Consider the following 22,729-nt stretch of genomic DNA (forward strand, 5'->3'; position numbering starts at 1 on the left):
CGAACCTTTCGGCGCCGAAATCCTTCAGCACCCTGGCCTTCCTGACCGATCGGTGGGTCACAGCGTGGGATTGACCACTTCCGGCCGCCGGTCGGCAACCAGCGCAAGGGGAGCGATGAGCACGTCGATCAAGGTCCGCGGACTCCGTGGCCGCCACTGGGCAAAGCTGGTGACCGACCGAAAGGTCGGCACCAAGATCGGAATGGCGGTCGCCACGATGGCCCTGGCCGGGCTCGGGGTGGCCAATGTCGCACTGGCGAACATGAGTGCGATGCAGGATCGCTCGGACTACATGTTCAGCCAGACTCTCGTGCCCATCACCCAGCTCGCCAAGATGCGATACGCGGCGCAGCTCATGCGCGGCAACCTGCTCAACGCGCGGTGTCCACCGATCCCGCCCAGGTGCGCAAGTTCCTGCAGGACAGCAAGGCCCAGGACGCGACCTTCGACAAGGCCTTCGCCGCGTACACGGGCACGGACATGAGCGGCCGTGAACAGGCGGTCGCCAAGGTCAGGCAGGCGACGGCCGCCGTTCGGCAGTTGCGCGACGGCAAGCTGGCCCCGGCGATCGAGGGCGGTGACCGGGCGGCGTTCCTGCACGTGCGCGACACCGAGGCCGGGCCCCTCCTCAACGACCTCAACACCGGGCTGGACCAGCTGATCGAGATCGAGACCGCGGCCGCCCACACGCAGAACACGGACTCGCGTGCCACGTACGTCCGCTCCCGCACCATGGTGATCGTGTTCCTGGTGCTCGGCGTGCTGCTCGCGGGCGCGGTCAGCTGGCTGATCGCCCGGGCGATCACCCGCCCGCTGGCCCGCTGCGTCGACGTGCTCCGGCGGGTCCAGGGCGGCGACCTGACCCAGCGGACCGGGCTGACCGGGCGCGACGAGGTGGCGCAGTTGGCCGTGGCGCTGGACGCCTCGACGGAGTCGACCGCGGTGATGGTGCATCAGGTGACCGAGAATGCCACCCAGGTCTCCGCCGCGGCGGAGGAGTTGTCGGCGGTGTCGACGCAGTTGTCGGCCGCGTCGGAGGAGACGTCGGCGCAGGCGGGGACGGTGTCGGCGGCTGCGGAGCAGGTGTCGGCCAATGTGCAGACGGTGGCTGCGGGTGCGGAGCAGATGTCGGCGTCGATCGGTGAGATCGCGGGCAACGCCGGTGAGGCGGCGAAGGTGTCGCATCAGGCCGCGGAGGCTGCGGCACGCACGAACGAGATCGTGGCGCAGTTGGGGCAGTCGTCGGCGCAGATCTCCGGGGTGGTGCAGTTGATCACGTCGATTGCGGAGCAGACGAACCTGCTGGCCCTGAACGCGACCATCGAGGCGGCCCGGGCCGGCGAGCACGGAAAGGGATTCGCGGTGGTGGCCACCGAGGTGAAGGACCTGGCGCAGGAGACCGCGCGGGCGACCGGCGACATCGCGGCACGGATCACGGCGATCCAGGACGAGACGGCGCAGGCGATCACGGCGATCGGGGAGATCGCGGTGGTGACGGGTCAGATCAATGACTACGCGTCGACGATCGCTGCGGCGGTGGAGGAGCAGACCGCGACGACCAGTGAGATGGTGCGCAACGTGGCGGAGGCGGCGGCCGGGACCGGAGAGATCGCGGGCAATATCTCGGGAGTGGCGTCGGCGGCGGACTCAGCGGCCTCGGGCGCCTCGGAGACCCAGGCGACCGCGAACAGCCTGGCCGCGCTGGCGACCGAGTTGCAGCAACTGGTGTCGACCTACCAGACATAAGCACCGCGCAGACTTCCGACCCACCCTGCCGTGGCCGTGGCCGGTCCGGGCATCACCCGGACCGGCCACGGCCATGTCCGACGCCGCCTTCCGCTCAGCGGCTGTCCGAGGTTGCCGTGCCCGGCGCGGTCGCGGCGCGGCCCGCCTCCAGCCGGGCCACCGGCACCCGGAACGGCGAGCACGACACGTAGTCGAGCCCCGCGTCGTGGAAGAACCGCACCGATTCGGGATCGCCGCCGTGCTCACCGCACACCCCGACGGTCAGGCCGGGCCGGGCCGCCCGGCCCCGCTCGACCGCGATCCGCACCAGCTCGCCCACGCCGTCGCGGTCGATCGTCTCGAACGGCGACGCTGCGAAGACACCCAGCGACAGGTACCGGCTGAAGAACGCCCCCTCCACGTCGTCGCGGGAGAATCCCCACGTCATCTGCGTCAGGTCGTTGGTGCCGAAGGAGAAGAACTCCGCGCTGCGGGCGATCTCCCCGGCGGTCAGCGCCGCCCGCGGCACCTCGATCATCGTGCCGATCCGGATCGGCGGGGCACCCTCCACCTCGGACAGCACGCGCAGCGCTTCCGCCCGTACCGTCTCGAGCTCGCGGACCGAGCCGACCAGCGGCACCATGATCTCCGGGCGCGGATCGCCGCCCGCGGCGATCCGCGCCGCGGCCGCCTCGGCGATCGCCCGGACCTGCATCGCGAACAGGCCCGGCACGACCAGGCCGAGACGCACCCCGCGCAACCCCAGCATCGGGTTGGCCTCGTGCATGCGGCGCACCGCGGCCAGCAGCACCGCGTCCCGGCCGGGATCCTCGCCGAGCGCCTCCGCGCGGGCCACCCGCGCCGTCAGCTCCTCCAGCGGGGGCAGGAACTCGTGCAACGGCGGGTCCAGCAGCCGCACCGTGACCGGCAGACCGTCCATTTCGTGCAGGATCTCGGTGAAGTCGGCGCGCTGTAGCGGCAGCAACTGCGCCAGGACGGCCTCGCGGGCGGTGTCGTCGGCGGCCAGGATCAGCCGTTCGACCAGCACCCTCCGCTCACCCAGGAACATGTGCTCCGTGCGGCACAGCCCGATCCCGGTGGCACCGAACCGGCGGGCCCGGGCGGCGTCCGGCCCCGTGTCGGCGTTGGTGTGCACGCCGAGGCGGCGGGTGGCGTCCGCGTGTGCCAGCAGCCGGTGCACGGCGGCCAGCAGCGGATCACCGCCCGGGGCCAGCTCGCCCTCGAAGTAACGGACCACCGGCGACGGATGCACGGGTACGTCGCCCGCGTACACCCGGCCGGTGGAGCCGTCGATCGAGACGAGATCCCCGGCGTGCAGCACGGTCCCGTTGACCCGCAGCTCCTCCCGTTCCGGGTCGATGCGCAGCTGCTCGGCGCCGCACACGCACGTCTTGCCCATGCCGCGGGCCACCACCGCCGCGTGGGAGGTCTTGCCGCCGCGGCTGGTGAGGATGCCGCGGGCGGCGATCATGCCGGGCAGGTCGTCCGGGTTGGTCTCGCGGCGCACCAGGATGACGGGGTGCTCCGCCGCCGCGGCGTGGCCCGAGTCGAAGACGATCGCCCCCACCGCGGCGCCCGGAGACGCTGGTACGCCGGTGGTCAGCGGCGTGGGCGCGGCGGCCGGGTCGAAGCTGGGGAACATCAGCTGTGCCAGCTGGCGGCCGGTGACCCGCTGCAGCGCCTCGTCGAGACTGATCACCCCCTCCTCGACCAGCTGGGCGGCGATCACGAACGCGGCCGCCGGGGTGCGCTTGCCCACCCGGGTCTGCAACATCCACAGCTTGCCGCGCTCGATGGTGAACTCGATGTCGCACAGGTCGCGGTAGCGCTCCTCCAGACGGTGCATGATCGAGCGCAGCTCGCGGAACGCGGCCGGGTCGATGCGTTCCAGCTCCTGCAGGCCGACGGTGTTGCGGATGCCCGCCACGACGTCCTCGCCCTGGGCGTTCTCCAGGTAGTCGCCGTACACGCCGGGGTGGCCGGTCGCCGGGTCGCGGGTGAACGCCACCCCGGTACCCGAGCCCGCGCCGCGGTTGCCGAAGACCATCGCCATCACGGTGACCGCGGTGCCCAGATCCTGTCCGATGCCCTCCTGGCGGCGGTACAGCACCGCACGCTCCGCGTTCCACGAGGCGAACACGCTGGCCACGGCCAGGGCAAGCTGCTCGCGCGGCGACTGCGGGAAGTCCCGGCCGGTGTGCGCGTGAAACACCTTCCGGTACGCGTCCACCACCTGTTGCAGGTGGCCGGTGTCCAGGGCTGCGTCGGTGTCCGTGGCCACGCCCGCATCGCGGCGGGCGGCGTCCAGCTCGGCCTCGAACCGCTCACCCGGCACCCCGCACACGGTCCTGCCGAACATCTGGATCAGCCGCCGGTAGGAGTCCCAGGCGAAGCGCTCGTCGCCGCTCTGCGCGGCCAGCCCGGCCACGCTCGCGTCGGTGAGCCCGACGTCCAGGATGGTCTCCATCATGCCGGGCATGGAGAACCGGCCGCCGGAGCGGACGGACAGCAACAGCGGGTCGGCCGGGTCGTCGAGGCGCCGCCCGACTTGCCGTTCCACCCGGTGCAGGTGCGCGTCGACCTCGTCGAGCAGCCCGGCGGGCAGCTCACCCGTGGCCAGGTAGGCGCGGCACGCCTCGGTGGTGATCGTGAAGCCGGGCGGCACCGGCAGGCCCATCCGGGTCATCTCGGCAAGGTTCGCGCCCTTGCCGCCGAGCAGATCCGCGAGTTCCTTGTTCCCGTCGGCGAAGTCGTACACGTACGTGGGCATGGCCCGCCCCGCTTCCGTCGTCGAATGTCCTCTCTTCGGTGGTATCGCGGTGCTGGTCCCGCCCTGTAGGGCCGGACGTCCCCGCCCCGGTGCCCCGGGGACCTTCGGTCCTGGTGGCGGGGGACCGTCCGGCACTGTCGGGCGGGCCGGAAGTCGGCGAGGGTCGGTCGGTACCCATCGGAGAACACGGAGGAGGTAGACGTGTCCAGACTCATGGATCGGCGCGCCGTGGTGGCGTGGACTCTGCTCGGCGCCGCGGCCGTGGCCGCGCTGGCCGCCTATCGCCCGGCTGCCCGCCGCTGGTATCTCACCTGGGGCGCCACCGCCGACGAACCCGCCCTGGCGATGCCCGGCGACGAGCTGGTGGCCGAGCCGGACCTGGTGTCCACGCGCGCGGTGACGATCGCCGCGCCACCGTCGGCGGTGTGGCCGTGGCTGGTGCAGATGGGCAGTGGGCGCGGCGGCGCCTACACGTACGACTGGATCGAGAACCTGTTCGGCCTCGACATGCACAGCGCCGCGCAGATTCTGCCGCAGTTTCAGGACCTGCGGGTCGGCGATCTGCTGCCGCTCGGGCCGGACGGCCCACGCATGCGCGTGGAGCGGTGCGAACCGGACCGGATGCTGGCGTTCCGTTCGACCGACGGCCGGTGGGCATGGATCTTCCACCTCGTCGAGTACCGGGGCGCTACCCGGCTGATCAGCCGCAACCGGATCGCGGCTCCGGACACCACCTGGTCGCGGCGGTTCGTCAACCGGATCGTCATGGAGCCCGGCAGCCTGATCATGGAGCGGAAGATGCTGCTGGGCATCCGGGACCGGGCCACGGCGTACGTCGACCAGCCGCAACTCGTCCCCGCGTGAGGCGTGGGCGCCTGCTCAGCGCGCGCCGCGGTGCAGCACCCGCAGGCGGTGCTCGTACTCATCGGCGTCGATGTCACCGACCGCGAGCCGGTCGGCCAGCGCGCGCTCGGCGGCGGAGGTGGCCGACCCGCCGCCCGGCGGCTGGGCCGCTGAGCGGTCGAAGGCGCGCACCGCCAGCAGGATCGCCGCGCCGATCAGGGTGAGAAACGCCAGTGTCGAGACGACCATCAGCAGCCAGCCCCAGGGACCCATGCCGCCGCCGTAGACCATCATGACGGCCTCCTTCCCGCACCCTCATCGTCGCGCCGCCCGCGCGGCGGCGCACGGGCCGACCGGCCCTTGGCGGTCGGCCCCCAGACCTGCGCCCCATCTGTGCGGGCCGGACCCGCGCCCCGGCCCGGATCGGCCACGTTCGACAGGACCTTCGGCACTGCTGCGCCGGGCCGCGCGGGTGTGTGCTGGCCGCAGTCCGGCGTGACCCGGGACGCTCCCGACTGGACCGCCGCCGGGCCGGTCCCGGGCGGCCGGGGCATTCGCTGGCCTTGACCGCCCCGGGATGAGCATGATGGCGGAGAGGGGGTGATACCGGTGGTGTTCCTGTTCGTCATGACGGCCGTCCTGCTGGCGGCGTGCGTGGCCGCCGTCTGGCCGTGGTCGGAGCCCACGCCGGGCACCGAGGACGCAGGCGATCATCGCGCCGCGGCCACCGAGCCGTCGCCCGAAAGCCTGGAGGGTGTGCTGGTGGCGCAGCTGCGCGCCGGGGAGATCACCCGTCGGCAGTACCTGCGGGCGATGGCGTTGCTGGCGGCCCGCGACGACGAGCGCCATCCGCTCGCTCCGCCCCCCGACACCCGGTGGCCGCCGTCGGAGGCCTGACCACCGGACAACCGCTCGTGCGGCCGGAGGAGGCGGAACGGGCCGTACGGCCCTGTTCGCTGGTGCGCGCCGGGTATGCGATGGACCTTGCCGTGGTGTTGAGGCAGGGGGTCCGTATATGTCCTTCCGTGATCGCATCGACGCCGGTCGCCGGCTCGCCGCGGAACTGCGCCCGCTGCGTGGCCGCGACGACATCGTCGTTCTCGGCCTGCCCCGTGGCGGCGTGCCCGTGGCCGCCGAGGTGGCGCGCGGGCTGGGCGCTCCGCTCGACGTCATCGTCGTGCGCAAGGTCGGTGCGCCCGGACAGCCGGAACTGGCCCTCGGCGCGGTCGGGGAGGACGGTGAGGGCGTCGTCAACGTGGGACTCGTACGGGCCCTCGGGGTGAGCCAGGCCGAGCTGCGGGCCGCCCAGGACCAGGCCCGAGACGAGGTACGCGACCGGGTGCAGGCGCTGCGCGGGCACCGGGCCCGGGTGCCGCTGGCCGGGCGTACCGCGATCGTGGTGGACGACGGCGTGGCGACCGGGGCCACCGCCCGCGCCGCATGCCGCATCGCCCGGGCGGCGGGTGCCGCGCGGGTGATGGTGGCCGTGCCGGTGGCTCCCGCGGAGGCGGTCGAATCCCTCGGCGGTGCGGCCGACGAGGTGGTGAGCCTGCTGCACCCCACGCTGTTCGGCGCGGTCGGGCAGTTCTACGACGACTTCGCCCAGACCCCCGACGCCGAGGTCACCGCGTTGCTGGCGGAGTCGCGCCACGCCGCCGCGCCGCGCCCGGCGTACGACGCCGACGTGGTCGTGGACGCCGGGGGGATCCCGCTGCCGGGCCGCCTGACCGTCCCGGCCGGTGCCCGGGGAGTCGTGGTGTTCGCGCACGGCTCCGGCAGCGGCCACACCAGCCCCCGCAACCGGCACGTGGCCGAGGTGCTGCACGGCGCCGCCCTGGGCACCCTGCTGTTCGACCTGCTCACCGAGCCCGAGGCGGGCCAGCGCAGCAACGTCTTCGACATCGGCCTGCTGGCCGGGCGGTTGCTGGACGCGGTCACCTGGCTGCGCGGGCACTCGCCGGCCGGCGCCCTTCCGGTGGGGTTGTTCGGCGCCAGCACCGGCGGCGCCGCGGCGCTGGCCGCGGCGGCCACCCTGGGTACGGACATCGCCGCGGTGGTGTCCCGCGGTGGACGGCCGGACCTGGCCGGGGACCGGCTGGCCGAGGTGCACGCGCCCACCCTGCTGATCGTGGGCGGGGACGACCACGTCGTGCTGGAACTCAACCGGGATGCGCGGCGCCGGCTGCACTGCCCGAACCGCCTGGCCGTGGTCCCGGGCGCCGGGCACCTGTTCGAGGAGCCGGGCGCGCTCGACGTGGTCGCGGCGGCCGCCGCGGAATGGTTCACCGACCATCTCGCGGCGGACACCGTGCCCGCGGCCGCCACTCCCTAGAGGATCTCGGCGCCGCGTCCCCGGTCCGGCACCCCGCCCAGCTCGGCCACGTCCAGCGCGCGGCGTACGTCGCCCGGGCTGAGCACGCCGCACGGGCGGCCGCCGTCCGTGACCACGGCCAGCCGGTACGGGTCGCCGAGCACGCCCAGCGCGCCCACCAGCGGGGTGTCCGGCGCGATCACCCGGACCCGGGCCAGCGGCACGCGTACGTCCGCGAGCCGGGTGGTGGCCCGCTGCGGCCCGGGCACCGCGGCCAGCCGGGGCAGGGTGACCAGACCGGTCAGCGCCCCGTCCAGGCCGACCACCGGGTACGCCCGGTGCGGGTGTCCCGCCGCCACCGCGGCGATGAACGCGGCGACCGGCTGACCGGCGTACCCGCACACCGGGGGAGCGGTCATCACCCGCGCCACGTCGATGCCCTCCAGCGCGGTGGTGAGCCGCACGTCCGCGGCCTCGGCTCCCGCGGTGGTGGCCAGGAACCAGCCCAGCAGCATCAGCCACAACCCGCCGAGCGAGCCCGACACGAGCACCGCCGCCAGCCCGCCACCGGCCACCAGGCCGCCGGTGACCTGCCCGGCCCGGGCTGCTGCCCGCCGGGCCGCCGCCCGGTCGCCGCGCCGCCACCACACCAGCGCCGTGACCACCCGTCCGCCGTCCAGCGGGGCGCCGGGCAGCAGGTTGAACACCGCCGTGAGCGCGTTGAGCGCGGCCAGCCAGACCAGGCCGACATGCAGCGGTGCGAGACCGGCCAGCGCGGCCAGCCAGGCGGCGCCCGCGAAGAGCCCCGAGGCGGCCAGGCTGGCCAGCGGGCCGGCCAGGGCGATCAGCAGGTCGGCGCGGGGATGCGGGGGGTTGCCGTCCAGTTCGGACACCCCGCCGAGCAGCCACAGGGTGATCGCCTTGACCCGGACGCCGAAGTGCCGCGCGGTGAGGGCGTGGGCGAGTTCGTGCCCGAGCAGCGCGGCCAGGAACAGCCCGGCCAGCGCCACGGCCACCAGCCAGTACGCGGCGGCGGCGTACCCGGCGGCGGCCACCGGCAGCAACGCGCTCGCGACCCCCTGGGTCAGCAGCAGCAGAATGAGCAGCACCGACCAGTGCATGCCCACCGGGATTCCGGCGATCTGGCCCAGCCGCAGGTTCTGGCGCATGGGATTCGCCTCCGTTCCCCCCGCACGGTCCGTCGGGGGCGGGTCGCGCCCGGAGGTCCCGGGTGCCGCGTCGTTGCCTCGGGGGAGTCGGCGCCGCCGCGGGCCGCGTCGGCGCGTCAGGGAGCCGGAGAGCCCGGAAGTCCCTCCAGCGACAGGACGGTGTCCCGGATGTCGCGGATGATGCCGTCGACCTCCTCGATCTGGTCCTGCAGCTTGTCCCGGTAGGCCGGCGGGGAGAGCCGGGTGGCCAGGCACTGCAGCGCCAGGCCGTGCCGGAACAACCGGTGGATCGCCCGGCTGCGCAGCTCCTCACCGATCTGCTGGCGGTCCTCCAGCAGCCGCAGCACCTCGGTGTCCTCGCGCGCGCGGGCCAGGCGTAACACCAGCCCGGCCTGCGCGGCCAGCGCCGCCATGATCTCCCGGTCGAGCGCGTCGAACACCTCGGCGCCGGCCCGGCGCGAGACCAGCAGCACCCCGGTGAGATCCCGGTCGGCGACCAGCGGTACGGCCATCGACTGGCCCACCGCGCTCGGCAGGGGCGGCCCGGTGGGCAGCCGGTCGGCGTCCGCCACGGCGAGACCGCCCCGGGTGACCGCGTCGCCGAGCACGGAGTCCGGCAGAGTCACGCGGGCACCCCGCCAGGGCCGGAAGATGCCGTCGGCGACCGCCACCAGCATCGTGTCCGGGTCGTCGTCGGCCGGGATGGCCGCGACCGCGCCCGCGGCCCGCAGGGTCTCCTGGGCGACGTGGCCGAAGCGGCACAGCGCCGTGTCGGCCTCCGCCCCGGCCAGCAGCTCCGTCGCCGCCTGCGCCATGGCCGCGTGGAAGGCCTGCCGGCGCCGGCCCTCCACCAGCAGGGTGGCGTTCTCGATCGCCACCCCGGCCGCGGCGGCCAGGGCCACCACGAGCTGCTCGTCGTCGCTGGTGAACTCCGCGGCGCCCTGCTTCTCGGTCAGGTACAGGTGGCCGAAGATCCGCGGGCCGACCCGTACGGGCACGCCGAGGAAGGACCGCATCGGCGGGTGGTGCTCCGGGAAGCCGACCGACCGGACGTGCTCGGCGATGTCGGCCAGGCGCAGCGGCTCCGGACGTTCCATGAGCAGGCCGAGCAGCCCTTTGCCCTCGGGCAGGCAGCCGATCCGTTCGCGCGCCCCCTCGTCGATGCCGGCGTGGATGAAACGGACAAGCGTTCCCTGGGCGACCACACCCAGCGCGGCGTAGCGGGCGCCCGCCAGGCACTTGGCGGACTCGACGAGGTGCCGGAGCACATCGTCGAGGTCGTCGGCCCGGGCGACCTCGAGGTAGCCGTGCAGCAGCGTGCCCAGCCGCCCCGGGCCGGCCTCGTCTGACGTCATCGTGCGCTCCTCGTCCGTGCACGAGGTTTGCCTGATTCGACCAGTCTGGCACCCTTGGCCGCCTGTGGGGAACATCCGGCCCACGCCAAGTTACCGCGCGGTCCGGGCCCGGTGGCCCTGGCGCGGTCCCGGCCTGCGGCCGGACACTGCGGTCGGAGGCTGCCATGAACCCGTGCCTCGGTCCGCTCATCGATCCACCAGGCCCGCCCGCCGGCTCGCCGAGACCGCCCGCCGGCCCGCCGAGACCGCCCGCCGGCCCGCCGAGACCGCCCGCTCTGCCCGTCAGCCCGCCTGGAGGCGGGTCGGAGGTGTCACGCAGCGCCCGCGCGCACCGGCCGGTTCACAACAGCGGCGCTCGCCCGGAGAAGCCGGTGGCGACCCGGATGCGGGCCTGCAGGGTGCTGCCGTTGCCCGGGTACAGGAAGACGTAGTTGGTCGACTTCTGCACCGCGGCGAGGTCCAGGTAGCCGTCGCGGTTGAAGTCACCCACGCCGACCAGGTCGCGCATGGTGTCCCAGCTGGTGCCGAGCTGCCGCCGCGCGGCGAAGCCACCGGAGCGTCCCGAGTAGAACTGCAGCGTCCCGTTGGCGGTCACCCGGGCGATCAGATCCGGTACGCCGTTGCGGTCGAAGTCACCGACTCCGGTCAACTCGCTCATGGTGTCCCAGCCGCCGGTGCCGACCCGTACCCGGGGGCCCAGCGTGGTCCCGGCCCGGCCGGGGTAAAGGTAGAGATTCCTGTTGCTGGTCTGCACGGCCAGCAGGTCGGGGTAGCCGTCGCGGTTGAAGTCGCCGATCGCGGTGATCTCGCGCAGGGCGTTCCACCCGGTGCCGATCCGCTTGCGGGTGCCGAAGCCCGCGCCGGTGCCGGGGTAGAACCACAGGTCGCCGGTGGAACTCTGCCGCGCCACGACGTCTTCGCGGCCGTCGCGGTTCAGATCGCCGATCCGGACGATCGCGTTCATCGCACCCCAGCCGCTGCCCAGCGTACGGGCGGCGGTGGTGTCCAGGTAGGTGCCGTTGCCCGGGTACAGCACCAGGGTGCCGGTGGACGTGGTGCGGGCCAGCAGATCGGACCAGCCGTTGCGGTTGAAGTCGGCGAACCTGGCCGACGGCAGGGGAGCGAAGTCCACATAGTCGTTGTCGATGTCGATGGTGACTCCGCCGTACGTCTCCGGGTGGCCGCCGCGGTACTGCTTCATCCGGCGGTGCGGTGACCAGTAGGCGCTCGGGATGGCCGCGTCGGTGACCGTGGCGACGCCGTCCCACCGGGCGAAGTCCAGGTAGTCGGGGCGCACGTACCCGGCGGCCCGGTAGTTGGCCACCTGGTCGGCGACCCCGGAACCCATGCTGGAGTAGAAGCCGGACAGGTAGCCCCGATCGTGCAGCCGGGCCGTCCACGCGCTGATGAAGGCCAGCACCCCCGTCCGGCAGGCGGCGTCGTCCGTGCGGTACGCCTCCATGTCGTAGATCAGCACGCTCGCCGCGCTCAGCCCGAGCGCGGCGGCCTGGGTGGCCGCGTCGTCCGCGGCGGCCCGTCCCTGCGCCGCCGCCTGACTGTTGTCGATCTTGTTCCGCTTGTTCGAGGTGGTGCACGACGCCTGCGGGCCGAGGTAGATCGGCAGCAGATGCCAGCCCGCGGCCTGCTGGTGGGCCACCCAGTCGGGGGTCAGCTCGGGCTGGGCGCAGGCGCGGTTGTTGCCGCCGAAGTAGATCCCGACCGCCCGGTACGGCGACGCCAGCCAGGCGTCCATCGTCGCGCTCGGCGGGGCGGTGCAGGCGTCGAAGCCGTAGCCGGTGAATGTGCCCGGGGCGGGAGCCGCGGCAGCGGGAGGCGCGACCGCGACGGCCGTCGCGAGCACGATGGCGGTGATCGTGGCGCGCAACGGTCGCCTCGGTTGGTGGCGGCGCGGCGTGCCGCACGGGGCGGCCGCGCCACTCGGGGCAGGCATGGGAACCTCACACGAGAATCGACCCTTTTACCAGACAACCATCGGTGGCCTCCGGCGGACAGGGGCCGAACGTCCCTGATGGCAGGTACCGCGGGACCAAAGTCCCGGCGCACGCACGGCCGTTCAGCCCTGTGAGCGGCGCCTCGCCGCGCGCGAGCCTGGAGGCAGGCCACTGCCCGGGGGTGTCCCCATGACCACGACGATCAGCCCCACCGGCCGCCTCAGCGCGGTGCACGCGACCGCACGCCCGGTGGCGATGCTGGCCTCCGTGGTGGGCGAGCAACGCCACGCCCGGCTGATGAGCGCGGCGCGCGACTTCCGGGCCCGGTTCGCGGGCCACACGATCTGGACCGTCAGCTCCACCGCGTCCGGCGGCGGCGTCGCGGAGATGTTGCACGCCCTGGTCGGGTACGTGCGCGACCTCGACCTGGACATCCGGTGGCTGGTGATCAGCGGCGATCCCGAGTTCTACACGGTCACCAAGCATCTGCATCACCTGCTGCACGGCTTCCCCGGCCGGTTGACGCTCGGCCCGGACTCCGTGGCCCACTACGAGGACGTGCTGGCCGCCAACGCCCAGGACCTGCTCGGCCGCGTCCATCCCGGCGACATCGTGCTGCTGCACGACCCGCAGACCGCGGGGCTGGCGCCGTGGCTCACCCATGCCGGGGTGCACGTGGTGTGGCGCAGCCACATCGGCACGGACCTGCAGAACGCGGCCACCTGGGAGGGCTGGGACTTTCTGCGGCCGTACCTGCAGCATGCGGACGCGTACGTGTTCTCCCGGCGCGCGTTCGTCCCGGCCTGGCTGCCCGCCGAGCGGACCCGGATCATCACCCCGTCGATCGACCCGTTCGCGCCCAAGAACCAGGAGCTGGCCCCGGCCACGGTGCGCGCGCTGCTGGCCGGCGCCGGGTTGATCGACGCGCCGGTGACGGGCCCGCCGGTGTACGCCCGCCCCGACGGCAGCACGGGCTTGATCGCGCGCCGGGCCACGGTGGTCGCCGAGAGCCTGCCTGGCCCGGACGAGCCGCTGGTCGTGCAGGTGTCGCGGTGGGATCCGCTCAAGGACATGGCCGGGGTGATGCGCGCCTTCGCCGAGCACGTCGTCCCGTACGTCCCGGGACGGCTCGTGCTGGCGGGCCCGGCGCTGGTCAGCGACGACCCCGAGGGCGCCCTGATACGCGCCGCATGCGTGCAGCAGTGGCGGGAGCTGCCCCGGCCCGTACGGGAGCGGATCGTGCTGGCCTCGCTGCCGGTCGACGACGTCACCGAGAACGCCGTACTGGTCAACGCGTTGCAGCGGCACGCCGCGGTGGTGACCCAGAAGAGTCTCGCCGAGGGGTTCGGGCTCACGGTCGCCGAGGCGATGTGGAAGGGACGCCCGGTGGTGGCGTCCGCGGTCGGCGGCATTCCCGACCAGATCACCGACGGCACCGGCGTGCTGGTGCCCGACCCGTCCGACCTGGCCGCGTTCGGAACGGCACTGTGCGGGCTGCTGTCCGATCCGGTCACCCGGGAGGCGCTCGGCATGGCCGCCCACGAGCGGGTGCGGGCCGCATTCGTCGGCGACCTGCACCTGCTGCGCTACGCCGAGCTGCTCACGGCGCTGCGGAGCGCCGTGCCCGGCGGCTGACGGTGCTCGACCGCACCGCCGAGGCGGTGATCGTGGTGACCGACGATCCGGACCGGCTGGCCGCTCGTGTCGAGGCCGTCGGGCTGCGGCGGCGCATCGCCGAGCTGGCCGCGGTCCAGGTCGAGGTGCGGGTGCTGCCCGCGGCGGACGGGCCGGTCGCGCACGTGCTGAAGCGGCTGGCGCGGCGCGGGATCGGTCCGGGACTGGTGTTGTTGCTGCGCGGCGACACCGGGGCGGCCGACGCGGACGCGGCGCCGCTCGGGCCCGCGGCGGCGCGTACCGTGGCCGTCGCCGTGGGGCCGCTGACCACCGGTCCGGCCGAGCCGAGCGGCTGGGCCGCCCTGCTGGCCGCCCTGGACGAGCAGCTCATCCGGCGCCGCGACCGGCGGGTGCCCGCGGTGGACGAGGATCCGGCGTGGACGCTGCGGGAGACCGGCGCCGACCCGCGCCGCCGCCGGGTCACGGAGGCGCTGTTCACCCTGGGCGCCGCCGGGTTCGGCACCCGGGGCGCGGTCGAGGAGGACGGACCGGGCGCGGTGCCGCTGACGCTCGCCGACGGCGTGTACACCGGCGACGGGCCGTCGGCCCATCTGCTGCCCGGACCGTGCTGGACGGCGCTGGAGCTGCACCCGCCGCCCACCGAGGATGTCCGCATTCTGGACCTGCGCACCGGGGTGGTGTACCGGCGCGAGTCCGGTCCGGACGCGACCGTGCGTACCCTGCGGCTGGTCGACGTCACCCGCCCCGGGTTGGCCGCCGCGCGGATGGAGGGCCCGCCGGGCCGGCTGGCCGCGGGACCGGCGCTGTGCCTGCCCGCAGCCGCCGACGCGGTGGAGGCCGGCTGCGGCGTCGCGGACGGATACCACTGGGCCCGGGTCGCCGCGCCGGCCGGGCAGGGCATCACCGCGGTCGCCGCCCAGCAGTGCCACACCGGAGGAACCCGGCACGTCGTGGACCGGTTCGCGGTCTTCGGCCGTGATCCGTACGGCCCGTCCCCGGCCGTGGTCGCGGCGTTGCGGGCGGCCCAGGCGGACGGCTTCGAGCACCTGCTGGCGGAGCACCGGGCCGCGTGGGCGCGCCGGTGGCGGCGCGTCGACGTACGGATCCCGGACGACCCGGAAGTCCAGCGGGGGGTGCGCTTCGCGCTGTTCCAGCTGTGGTGCGCCGCCGGGCGCCACGACGAGTCCGCGGTGGGCGCCCGGGGGATCTCCGGGTCCGGCTATGCCGGGCACGTCTTCTGGGACGCCGACGTGTTCGTGCTGCCCGCGCTGGTCAGCATGGATCCCGAGGCCGCCGCCGCGATGGTGCGCTACCGGCTGCACCGGCTCGACGCCGCCCGGGCCGCCGCCGCGGAGTGCGGCCGCCGGGGGGCCCGGTTCCCGTGGGAGTCGGCCGCCTCCGGGCGCGACGTGACACCGCGCAGCGGCTACGTCGGCGGCGAGCCGGTGGTGATCCGCACCGGGGAGCTGGAGGAGCACATCACCGCGGACGTGGCGTGGGGGGCCGTGCACGCGGCGACCTGGTCGGGCCGCACGGACCTGCTCACCGGCGCGTGGCGTCCGCTGCTGGTCGAGACCGCCCGGTACTGGGCGTCGCGGGTGCGCACCGACGCGGCCGGGCGGGCGCACATCGACAGGGTCATCGGGCCGGACGAGTACCACGAGGAGGTCGACGACAACGCGTACACCAATGTGATGGCGCGGTGGAACCTGCGCGCGGCCGCGGCGCTCGGCCCGGCCGCCGCCGCCGACGGTGAGCGCGGGGTCTGGTCCGACCTGGCCGACCGGCTGGTCGACGGCTACGACCCGGCCACCGGCCGGTACGAGCAGTTCGCCGGGTACGACGGGCTGGAGCCGCTGCTCGCGACCGATCTGGCGTCGCCGCCACTGGCCGCCGACGTGCTGCTGGGCCGTGACCGGGTGGCCCGCTCCCAGCTGATCAAGCAGCCGGACGTGCTGATGCTGCACCACCTCGTGCCGCAGGAGACCCGGCCGGGTTCGCTCGGGGCGAACCTGGACTTCTACGGTCCGCGCACCTCGCACGGCTCATCGCTGTCCCCGGCGCTCAGCGCCGCCCTGCTGGCCCGTGACCGGCGCCCGGATGCCGCCCTCGCGCTGCTGCGGCTGGCGCTGCGGCTCGACGTCGAGGACGCCACCGGCACGACCGCCGCCGGGTTGCACATGGCCACGCTGGGCGGAGTGTGGCAGGCGGTCCTGCTGGGTTTCGCCGGGGTGAGGGTGGAATCGGGGGCGTTGCGGGTCGACCCGTGCCTGCCGGACGCGTGGAATGCCCTGGAGGTGCGCTTCCGGTGCCTGCGCCGCCGCGTGCGGCTGCGCCTGTCCCGGGACGCCATCGAGATCCGGACGGACGCGCCGCTGCGGGTACGGGTGCCCGGGCGCCCGCCGATGTTGGTCCGGGGAACTGCGCGGCTGGCCGCCGCGCGGGAGGGAGCGCCGTGATGTCGCATGTGCTGGCCGCGGTCCGGCCGGGGGTCGACGGCGCGTCGGTGGATCCGGTCGCCGACGCGATGGCCGCGCTGCTGCGTGCCGAGGTCCGCCGGCTCGATCTGGCGGGCCGGAACACCGCCGACGCCGCGCAGATCCTCGCCGCGTTGCGGGCCCCCGACGCGGTCGCGGCGGTGGTGGCCCGCGATGCGGTGGACGACGCGGGCTGGGATGCCCTGCTGCAGGGTGCCCCTCAGCCACTGGTCCTGGTGCCGGAGAAGGGCCGGGTGCCGGAACGCATCGACCGCATCCTCATCCCGCTCGACGGCAGCGCCGTGGCGGCGGAGGCGGTCGCCGAGATGGTGCAGGTGTGCGCCGGTGCGGGTCTCGAACTGATCGTGCTGCACGTCTTCGACGCGGGCACCGTGCCGGCGTACTGGGATCAGGCCGCGCACGCCCGGCAGTGCTGGGAGCAGGAGTTCCTGGCCCGGCATTGCGGGATCCCCGGAGTGCGGCTGCACCTGCGCAGCGGGGTCGCGGGCGAGCATGTCATCGACGTGGCGGACGCCGAACGGGTCGACCTCATCGCGCTGGCGTGGTCGCAGCGGCTCGGCCCGGGCCGCGCGGGGACGGTCCGCCGCACGGTCGCGGAGGCCACCATGCCGGTCGCCCTGATACCCGTTTTCAGCCGATAGGTGAACTCTGCTCCTTCCTGTGTCTCGCGACCCGCGTATCGGAGCCGGACCAGGGGTATCGGTACCTCTGCCGGGCTGCGCGCCGCGTGTCCGGGCCGGGCCCGGGGCCGTGGGGCGCCCGTGGTCCGGCGGTCGTGACGAGGAGGCTGCGATGAGGATCGGACTGATCGCCCCGCCGTGGGTCCCCGTGCCGCCGGTCGGCTACGGCGGCACCGAGGCGGTCGTGGACAACCTGGCCCGCGGGCTGAGCGAGCTCGGGCACGAGGTGCGGCTGTTCACCGTCGGCGAGTCCACCTGTCCGGTGCCCCGGGGGTCGCTCTTCCCGCAGGCGGTGCTCCCCATCGGGGACACCATGGCGGAGGCGGCGCACGTGCTGGCCGCGTACCGGGAGCTGGCACGGATGGACCTCATCCACGACCACACCGTGCTCGGACCCCTGCTGGCCGGGCGGCGCGCGGGCGAGTTGCCCCCGGTCGTGGTCACCAGCCACGGGCCGTTCACCGCCATGCCACGCCGGATCTTCGCCGAGATCGCCCGCACGGCCCACATCGTCGCGATCTCCCGGGCCCAGGCCCGGCAGGGTGCGGGGCTTCGGGTCGCCGCGGTCATCCACCACGGCATCGACCTCGACCGATACCGCTGCGGCGCGGGCGCCGGTGGCTACCTGCTGTTCCTCGGGCGCATGTGCCCCGACAAAGGGGTGCACCGGGCGGTCCGGATCGCCCGGCGCGCCGGGCTGCCGCTGCGGATCGTCACCAAGATCTGGGAGCCCGCCGAACGCGCGTACTACGAGCGGGAGGTCCGGCCCCTGATGGCGCCCGGCGACCCCGAGCCCGCCGAACAGAGCCCGCAGGGCTGTCTCGGCCTGCTGCGGGAGGCGACCGCCCTGCTGAACCCGATCGCCTGGCCCGAGCCGTTCGGGCTGGTCATGGCGGAGGCACTGGCGTGCGGCACTCCCGTGATCACCACCGCGTGCGGGGCCGCGCCGGAGATCGTCGAGCACGGCCGGACCGGCTTCGTGTGCCACAGCGACGAGGAGATGACCGCCGCGGTCGCGCGGCTGCCCGGCATCGACCGGCGGGCGTGCCGGGACGCAGCCGTTCGCCGCTTCTCCCGCGAACGCATGGCCCGCGACCACGAACGCCTCTACGCCGGCATCCTCGCCGGCACGCGGGATGTCCCGCCGCCGCGGGCCTGCCCCGTCCCCGCGTGACTCCTGCCCCGGGCCCGTCACGCGCCGCGGTCCGTCACCCGACGTCCGGGTACGGCGCCTGCGGGTTGCCGGTGGGCAGCACCGCCAGCGGGCAGGCCGTGCGGCCCAGCAGTGCGCGCGGAATGTGGCCGAGGACCTCGCCCGCGTGGTGGCTGCCCGCCGCCACCACCAGCAGCGACGCCTCCTGGCTGAGCGAGACGAGCGCGTGCGCCGGGTCGGTGTCGTGCAGGATCTGCCGTTCCACGGCGTCGGCCGCGTCCGCGGGCAGGTGGTCGTAGAGGATCGAGGTCAGCAGCCGGTCCGCGTCCGACATGCGGTCGTGGCGGCTCAGCCGGTAACCGCCGGTCACCGCGGACCCGGCCTCCGTCCACGCGTAGACCGCGCGCAGCGGTACACCCAGCCGTCGCGCCTCGGCGTCGGCGTAGGCGATCACGCAGCCCGGGCAGCTGTCGTCGTCGACCGCCGCCACGACCGCCCGGCCTGCGCTCGGCGGCTCAGGGCCGTAGACGAGCACCGGGCACCGCTCGTGGGTGGTGGACCCACTCCGGCGGACTCCGACGACGTGCCATCCGGCCCGTGCCGTCGCGGCGGGCGCCGGGCCGGCCCCCTCCGGCATGGCTTCGTACGACACCGGTACCTCGGCGAAGCGGCGGCGCAACTCGGCGAGGATCTCCGCCGCGGTCCTGTTGGGCTGCGCCTGGACGGTCGGTGCGGCGGTGGCGTTCATGGGGGGCCTCCCGTGCGGCGGTACCTCAGTGCCGCGCCGCGGCGACCCTGGGCGTGATGTGGGCCTCCGGACCCGGGAAGATCAACGTCGTGCGGTCGCTGTCGAGCCACCGCACCTCGTACGGCGGGCTGCCGTCCGGGTGGCCGACGGCGAGGATCTCGCCGATGCGGCGGCTGTCCCCCAGGTGGGTTCCCTCCAGGACGATCCGGTCGCCGACCTGCGCATTCATCTCTACCTCCCGCGGGCTGTCCGGGCCGGTGGACGTCACGGCCAGCATGGCGCGGGCCCGGCCGGGCGGGCAGGGCCATTGGTCCCGGTTCCCCGTGCCCCGCCCCGGGTTACGGTGGGCGGCGTGCGGGCGTGGCAGGTGTGCAACCCCGGGCCGGATGTCCGCGGCGCCCTGCGCCGTGTCGACTCTCCCGTGCCCCGCCCAGGTCCGGGCGACCTGCTGGTGGACGTGAGCGCGTGCGGGGTGTGCCGTACCGACCTGCACGTCGCCGCCGGTGACCTGCCGGTGCACCGGCCCTCGGTGGTGCCCGGGCACGAGGTGGTCGGGCACGTTACCGAGGTGGGTGAGGGGGTGACCCGGTTCGCGCCCGGGGACCGGGTGGGCATCGCCTGGCTGCGCGAGACCTGCGGGCGGTGCCGGTACTGCCGCGGCGGCCGGGAGAATCTGTGCCCGCACTCGCGCTACACCGGCTGGGACGCCGACGGCGGGTACGCCGACTACGCGACGGTCCGGGCGGACTTCGCGTACGAGCTGCCCGCGGGGTACTCGGACGCCGAGCTGGCTCCGCTGCTGTGTGCGGGGATCATCGGCTACCGGGCGCTGCGCCGCGCCGACCTGCCCCCCGGCGGGCGGCTGGGCATCTACGGCTTCGGCGCGTCCGCCCACCTGACCGCGCAGGTGGCGCTGGCCGAGGGGGCCCGGGTGCACGTGCTGACCCGCAGCGCGCGGGCGCGGGAACTGGCGCTCGCGCTGGGTGCCGCGTCCGCGGGTGACGGGTACGCCGAACCGCCGGAGCCGCTGGACGCGGCGGTGCTGTTCGCCCCGGCCGGCGACCTCGTGCCGGTGGCGCTGGCGGCGCTGGACCGGGGCGGGACCCTGGCGGTGGCGGGCATCCACCTCTCGGACGTGCCGGTGCTGGACTACCAGCGGCATCTGTTCCAGGAGCGCACGCTGCGCAGCGTCACGTCGAACACCCGCGCGGACGGGCGGGCTTTGCTCGAGTTCGCGGCCGGTCACCGGCTGGCGGTCACGGTCGCGCCGTACCCGATGGATGCGGCGGACGCGGCGCTGGCCGACCTGGCCGCCGACCGGGTCGTGGGCGCGGCGGTCCTCACGCCGTGAACCCCGGCGGGCCGGGGGCCGTTCGGCGCTGGTCGCCGTGACCTTCGGCCGTCCCGGCTGGCGGCGCACCGGGTCGACACTGACCGTGGGCCGAGACCGGCCTGAGGGAGGAGGCCCGCTGCGGCGAGAGGAGCCCGCGATGGCGCAGACCTGGAACGTCGAGATCATGATCAGCGAGAACGCGGACGAGCGGCGCACGTACGCCGAGGCCCGCCTGCACAGCGGTGTGCGGCCGCTGCTGCGCGGCGAGGGCGTGGCACGGCGCCGGGAGTCCGATCACGAGGTCCCGGAGATCGGCGACGAGCTGGCCGTGGCCCGGGCGCTGTCCGACCTGGGTCACCAGCTGCTGGATGCCGCCGCCGGCGACATCGAGCAGTACACCCACCGGCCGGTGCATCTGGTCGGCTGAGTCCTGGTCGGCTGAGTCCTGGTCGGTTGAGCCGGCCCGGCGAGGCGGGCCGCCGGGCCCGCCTCGCCGCTAGCGGATGTCCGCCGGCGAACCGTGGTCTCCCTCCGACGGTCTCACTCCGTGGCCGTTTCAGTCGATCTTCGTAACGGTTCGATTGCTTCGACGGCCCGATATGTGCGCTTCGTGGGAGTGTGACCACAGATTGTGGCCCTTCAGCTTCACCACAGCCGAAGAATCTGGTCTAGCCTAGGCGGCCTTGACCCGCAGTGCCGCGGAGGTGCCCCCCTCATGATCCGCCGTGAATCCTTCGTCGCCGTCCTGGCCCTGGTCGGGGCCATCGGCGCCGGCTGTGCCTCGCCCAATGGGCCGGAGACGCCCAGCGCCGCCGGTGCCGCCCCCGCCGCGACCCGTCCGGGCCCGGACGCCCTGTGCCGTACGGCGCTGGACGACTACAACAACACCAAGATCAGCGACGACCCCATCGTCGCCCAGCAGCTCGCCAGGGACGCCGCCATGCAGGCGGCGACCGATCTGGGGGCCCTGGACGACAAGAAGGTCGCCGGCCTCGTCAAGGCGCTCAACGACTACGGCCAGATCGCCGGGAAGATCGCCGAGGCCAGCAAGCGCGGCGACGCCGACGAGGCGATCAGGCTGCAGAGCGACAGCACCGCCGCCGGGCGCGCCATCGTCAAGGCGGCGAACGAGCTGCACGCGCCGAACTGCGCCGAGTTCGGCAGTCTCTGACCGGCCGGAGCCGGTCAGCGGCCCGGTGCCGGGACCGCCCGCCGCCGGGTGACCAGCCACACGAGCGCACCCACCGCGAAGACCGCCAGGCCGCGCAGCACTGAGGCGGTCGGCAGCGTCGCGGCCAGCACCAGGCAGCCGGCCAGCCCGAGTACGGGCACCGGCCGCCACGGCGCCCCCTCGTCGCGGCGCAACGTCAACGCCGCCGCGTTCGCGACCGCGTAGTAGCCCAGCACCCCGAACGACGAGAACCCGATCGCGCCGCGCAGATCCGTGGTGACGACCAGGGCCGCCACGGCCACGCCCACCGCGGCCTCGGCGCGGTGCGGTACCCCGTGCCGCCCGCTCACCGCGTCCAGCGCCGCAGGCAGGTGCCGGTCGCGGGCCATCGCGAAGACGGTGCGCGACACCCCCAGGATCAGGGCCAGCAGGGAGCCGAGCGCCGCGGCGGCGGCCCCGGCCCGGACCACGGGTGCCAGCCCGGGTGCCCCGGCCGCCGTGACCGCGTCCACCAGCGGGGCCGTGGCCGCGGCCAGCCGGGCGGGGCCGAGCACGTGCAGGACCGTGGCGGCCACGGCGGCGTACAGCAGGAGCGTGATCGTCAGCGACCACAGGATGGCGCGGGGGATGACGCGCTCCGGCTCGCGTACCTCCTCGCCCAGGGTGGCGATGCGGGCGTACCCGGCGAACGCGAAGAACAGCAGCCCGGCCGCCTGCAGCACGTCCCACCCGGACGCCGTCGCGCCGGGGCCCGCCGGGGCGGCGGCGTGCCCGGCCAGACCGGCCGCCACGACCGCCAGCAGCACGGCGATCACGGCCGCCGTCAGTGTCCGGGCCGCCAGCATCGACTTGTGCACCCCGACCAGGTTGAGTCCGGTCAGCGCCGCGACCGCGGCCAGGGCGAACAGCCGGGCATGCCCGGGCGCCAGGTACGCGCCGACGGTCAGCGCCATCGCCGCGCACGAGGCGGTCTTGCCGACGACGAAACCCCATCCGGCCAGGAAGCCCCACAGGTCGCCGAGGCGGCGCCGGCCGTACACATAGGTGCCGCCGGAGGCGGGGTAGCGGGCGGCGAGGCGAGCCGAGGAGATCGCGTTGCAGTACGCCACCACCGCCGCGATACCCAGCGCGGCGGGCAGGCGGCCCCCGGCCGCCGCCGCGGCGGGCGGGAACGCCGCGAACACTCCCGCGCCGATCATCGCGCTGAGCCCCACCACCACGGCATCGCCGGTGCCCAGACGGCGGGCCAGCCCGGCCGGCGTCACGGGCGGCCGTCCACGCGGAGGACCCCTGACCTCGCAGCACGGGACTTTCGCCCCTCCGGGTACCAGAACGGAGATCGCAGGATTCTGGGGGACGTCTTTG

21 protein-coding genes and 1 pseudogene are annotated in these 22,729 nt (G+C 74.5%); 13 read left to right on the forward strand and 9 right to left on the reverse strand.

The genetic code is table 11. From position 1 onward, the window contains the following. Positions 1–57 precede the first annotated feature (57 nt). Positions 58–264, reverse strand: coding sequence for a hypothetical protein (locus ACMCNO_RS17230; RefSeq protein ID WP_412753926.1), 207 nt, complete (start codon positions 262–264; stop codon positions 58–60). On the opposite strand from ACMCNO_RS17230, the gene ACMCNO_RS17235 reads away from it, so the two are divergent. Continuing rightward, positions 218–484 (forward strand): hypothetical protein, encoded by a 267-nt coding sequence (locus ACMCNO_RS17235; protein ID WP_412753732.1) that lies wholly within the window; start codon positions 218–220, stop codon positions 482–484. The two genes, ACMCNO_RS17230 and ACMCNO_RS17235, sit on opposite strands and share 47 nt — an antisense overlap. Beyond that, positions 382–1,746: a methyl-accepting chemotaxis protein gene (locus tag ACMCNO_RS17240; RefSeq protein ID WP_412750458.1), complete on the forward strand. Its 1,365-nt coding sequence runs from the start codon at positions 382–384 to the stop codon at positions 1,744–1,746. Before ACMCNO_RS17235 ends, ACMCNO_RS17240 begins: the two co-directional genes overlap by 103 nt. A 94-nt stretch (positions 1,747–1,840) precedes the next feature. Here ACMCNO_RS17240 and ppdK read toward each other — a convergent pair whose 3' ends face one another. After that, entirely contained in the window at positions 1,841–4,516 is a 2,676-nt protein-coding gene (gene ppdK / locus ACMCNO_RS17245) for a pyruvate, phosphate dikinase (protein WP_412750459.1), read from the reverse strand. A 201-nt stretch (positions 4,517–4,717) separates the two neighbouring features. Between ppdK and ACMCNO_RS17250 the strand changes: the two genes are divergently transcribed. Next, positions 4,718–5,380, forward strand: coding sequence for an SRPBCC family protein (locus ACMCNO_RS17250; RefSeq protein WP_412750460.1), 663 nt, complete (start codon positions 4,718–4,720; stop codon positions 5,378–5,380). A 15-nt stretch (positions 5,381–5,395) separates the two neighbouring features. Here the strand turns inward: ACMCNO_RS17250 and ACMCNO_RS17255 are convergent, their stop codons facing one another. Next, the gene (locus tag ACMCNO_RS17255) at positions 5,396–5,653 is read right to left on the reverse strand and encodes an SHOCT domain-containing protein (protein WP_412750461.1); all 258 of its coding nucleotides are present in this window, start codon (positions 5,651–5,653) and stop codon (positions 5,396–5,398) included. Between the two features lie 315 nt (positions 5,654–5,968). Between ACMCNO_RS17255 and ACMCNO_RS17260 the strand changes: the two genes are divergently transcribed. The 3 genes and pseudogenes from ACMCNO_RS17260 to ACMCNO_RS17270 all read left to right on the forward strand — a co-directional run bounded on the left by ACMCNO_RS17260 (position 5,969) and on the right by ACMCNO_RS17270 (position 7,691). After that, the gene (locus ACMCNO_RS17260) at positions 5,969–6,256 is read left to right on the forward strand and encodes a hypothetical protein (RefSeq protein WP_412750462.1); all 288 of its coding nucleotides are present in this window, start codon (positions 5,969–5,971) and stop codon (positions 6,254–6,256) included. A 118-nt stretch (positions 6,257–6,374) separates the two neighbouring features. Then, positions 6,375–6,995 (forward strand): annotated as a pseudogene (locus ACMCNO_RS17265) (phosphoribosyltransferase); the annotation flags it as partial. Beyond that, on the forward strand, positions 6,993–7,691 hold the full coding sequence (locus tag ACMCNO_RS17270) for a dienelactone hydrolase family protein (protein WP_412753733.1): 699 nt from the start codon (positions 6,993–6,995) through the stop codon (positions 7,689–7,691). The pseudogene ACMCNO_RS17265 and the gene ACMCNO_RS17270, both read left to right, overlap by 3 nt. Here the strand turns inward: ACMCNO_RS17270 and ACMCNO_RS17275 are convergent. The 3 genes from ACMCNO_RS17275 to ACMCNO_RS17285 form a co-directional block, all read right to left on the reverse strand. Continuing rightward, positions 7,688–8,839 (reverse strand): site-2 protease family protein, encoded by a 1,152-nt coding sequence (locus ACMCNO_RS17275; protein ID WP_412750463.1) that lies wholly within the window; start codon positions 8,837–8,839, stop codon positions 7,688–7,690. The two genes, ACMCNO_RS17270 and ACMCNO_RS17275, sit on opposite strands and share 4 nt — an antisense overlap. Positions 8,840–8,955: 116 nt before the next feature. Further along, positions 8,956–10,194 carry a GAF domain-containing protein gene (locus ACMCNO_RS17280; RefSeq protein WP_412750464.1) on the reverse strand — a complete coding sequence of 413 codons (1,239 nt, stop codon included), beginning with the start codon at positions 10,192–10,194 and terminating at the stop codon, positions 8,956–8,958. A gap of 340 nt (positions 10,195–10,534) precedes the next feature. Continuing rightward, on the reverse strand, positions 10,535–12,145 hold the full coding sequence (locus ACMCNO_RS17285) for a glycoside hydrolase domain-containing protein (protein WP_412750465.1): 1,611 nt from the start codon (positions 12,143–12,145) through the stop codon (positions 10,535–10,537). Between the two features lie 190 nt (positions 12,146–12,335). Here ACMCNO_RS17285 and ACMCNO_RS17290 point away from each other — a divergent pair, with 190 nt between their 5' ends. From ACMCNO_RS17290 to ACMCNO_RS17305, 4 genes are all read left to right on the forward strand, one after another. After that, on the forward strand, positions 12,336–13,781 hold the full coding sequence (locus ACMCNO_RS17290) for a glycosyltransferase (protein ID WP_412750466.1): 1,446 nt from the start codon (positions 12,336–12,338) through the stop codon (positions 13,779–13,781). Between the two features lie 2 nt (positions 13,782–13,783). Next, positions 13,784–16,240 (forward strand): glycosyl hydrolase family 65 protein, encoded by a 2,457-nt coding sequence (locus tag ACMCNO_RS17295; RefSeq protein WP_412750467.1) that lies wholly within the window; start codon positions 13,784–13,786, stop codon positions 16,238–16,240. Beyond that, on the forward strand, positions 16,240–16,920 hold the full coding sequence (locus tag ACMCNO_RS17300) for a universal stress protein (RefSeq protein ID WP_412750468.1): 681 nt from the start codon (positions 16,240–16,242) through the stop codon (positions 16,918–16,920). The genes ACMCNO_RS17295 and ACMCNO_RS17300 overlap by 1 nt, the downstream gene beginning before the upstream one ends. Positions 16,921–17,071: 151 nt before the next feature. Continuing rightward, entirely contained in the window at positions 17,072–18,133 is a 1,062-nt protein-coding gene (locus tag ACMCNO_RS17305; RefSeq protein WP_412750469.1) for a glycosyltransferase family 4 protein, read from the forward strand. Positions 18,134–18,167: 34 nt separating this feature from the next. On the opposite strand, the gene ACMCNO_RS17310 is transcribed toward ACMCNO_RS17305, so the two are convergent. Beyond that, entirely contained in the window at positions 18,168–18,860 is a 693-nt protein-coding gene (locus ACMCNO_RS17310) for a universal stress protein (protein WP_412750470.1), read from the reverse strand. A 25-nt stretch (positions 18,861–18,885) separates the two neighbouring features. Further along, a complete protein-coding gene (locus tag ACMCNO_RS17315; RefSeq protein ID WP_412750471.1) occupies positions 18,886–19,089 on the reverse strand; it encodes a DUF1918 domain-containing protein in 204 nt (67 codons plus the stop codon). Positions 19,090–19,212: 123 nt separating this feature from the next. On the opposite strand from ACMCNO_RS17315, the gene ACMCNO_RS17320 reads away from it, so the two are divergent. From ACMCNO_RS17320 to ACMCNO_RS17330, 3 genes are all read left to right on the forward strand, one after another. After that, positions 19,213–20,211 (forward strand): zinc-binding alcohol dehydrogenase family protein, encoded by a 999-nt coding sequence (locus ACMCNO_RS17320; RefSeq protein WP_412750472.1) that lies wholly within the window; start codon positions 19,213–19,215, stop codon positions 20,209–20,211. Between the two features lie 139 nt (positions 20,212–20,350). Next, the gene (locus ACMCNO_RS17325; protein ID WP_412750473.1) at positions 20,351–20,620 is read left to right on the forward strand and encodes a DUF1876 domain-containing protein; all 270 of its coding nucleotides are present in this window, start codon (positions 20,351–20,353) and stop codon (positions 20,618–20,620) included. Between the two features lie 288 nt (positions 20,621–20,908). Then, the gene (locus tag ACMCNO_RS17330; protein WP_412750474.1) at positions 20,909–21,364 is read left to right on the forward strand and encodes a hypothetical protein; all 456 of its coding nucleotides are present in this window, start codon (positions 20,909–20,911) and stop codon (positions 21,362–21,364) included. A gap of 14 nt (positions 21,365–21,378) precedes the next feature. Here ACMCNO_RS17330 and ACMCNO_RS17335 read toward each other — a convergent pair whose 3' ends face one another. After that, positions 21,379–22,629, reverse strand: coding sequence for an APC family permease (locus tag ACMCNO_RS17335; RefSeq protein WP_412750475.1), 1,251 nt, complete (start codon positions 22,627–22,629; stop codon positions 21,379–21,381). Positions 22,630–22,729 lie beyond the last annotated feature (100 nt).

Source organism: Krasilnikovia sp. M28-CT-15, from assembly GCF_047159595.1.
In the GTDB taxonomy this organism is placed as follows: domain Bacteria; phylum Actinomycetota; class Actinomycetes; order Mycobacteriales; family Micromonosporaceae; genus Actinoplanes.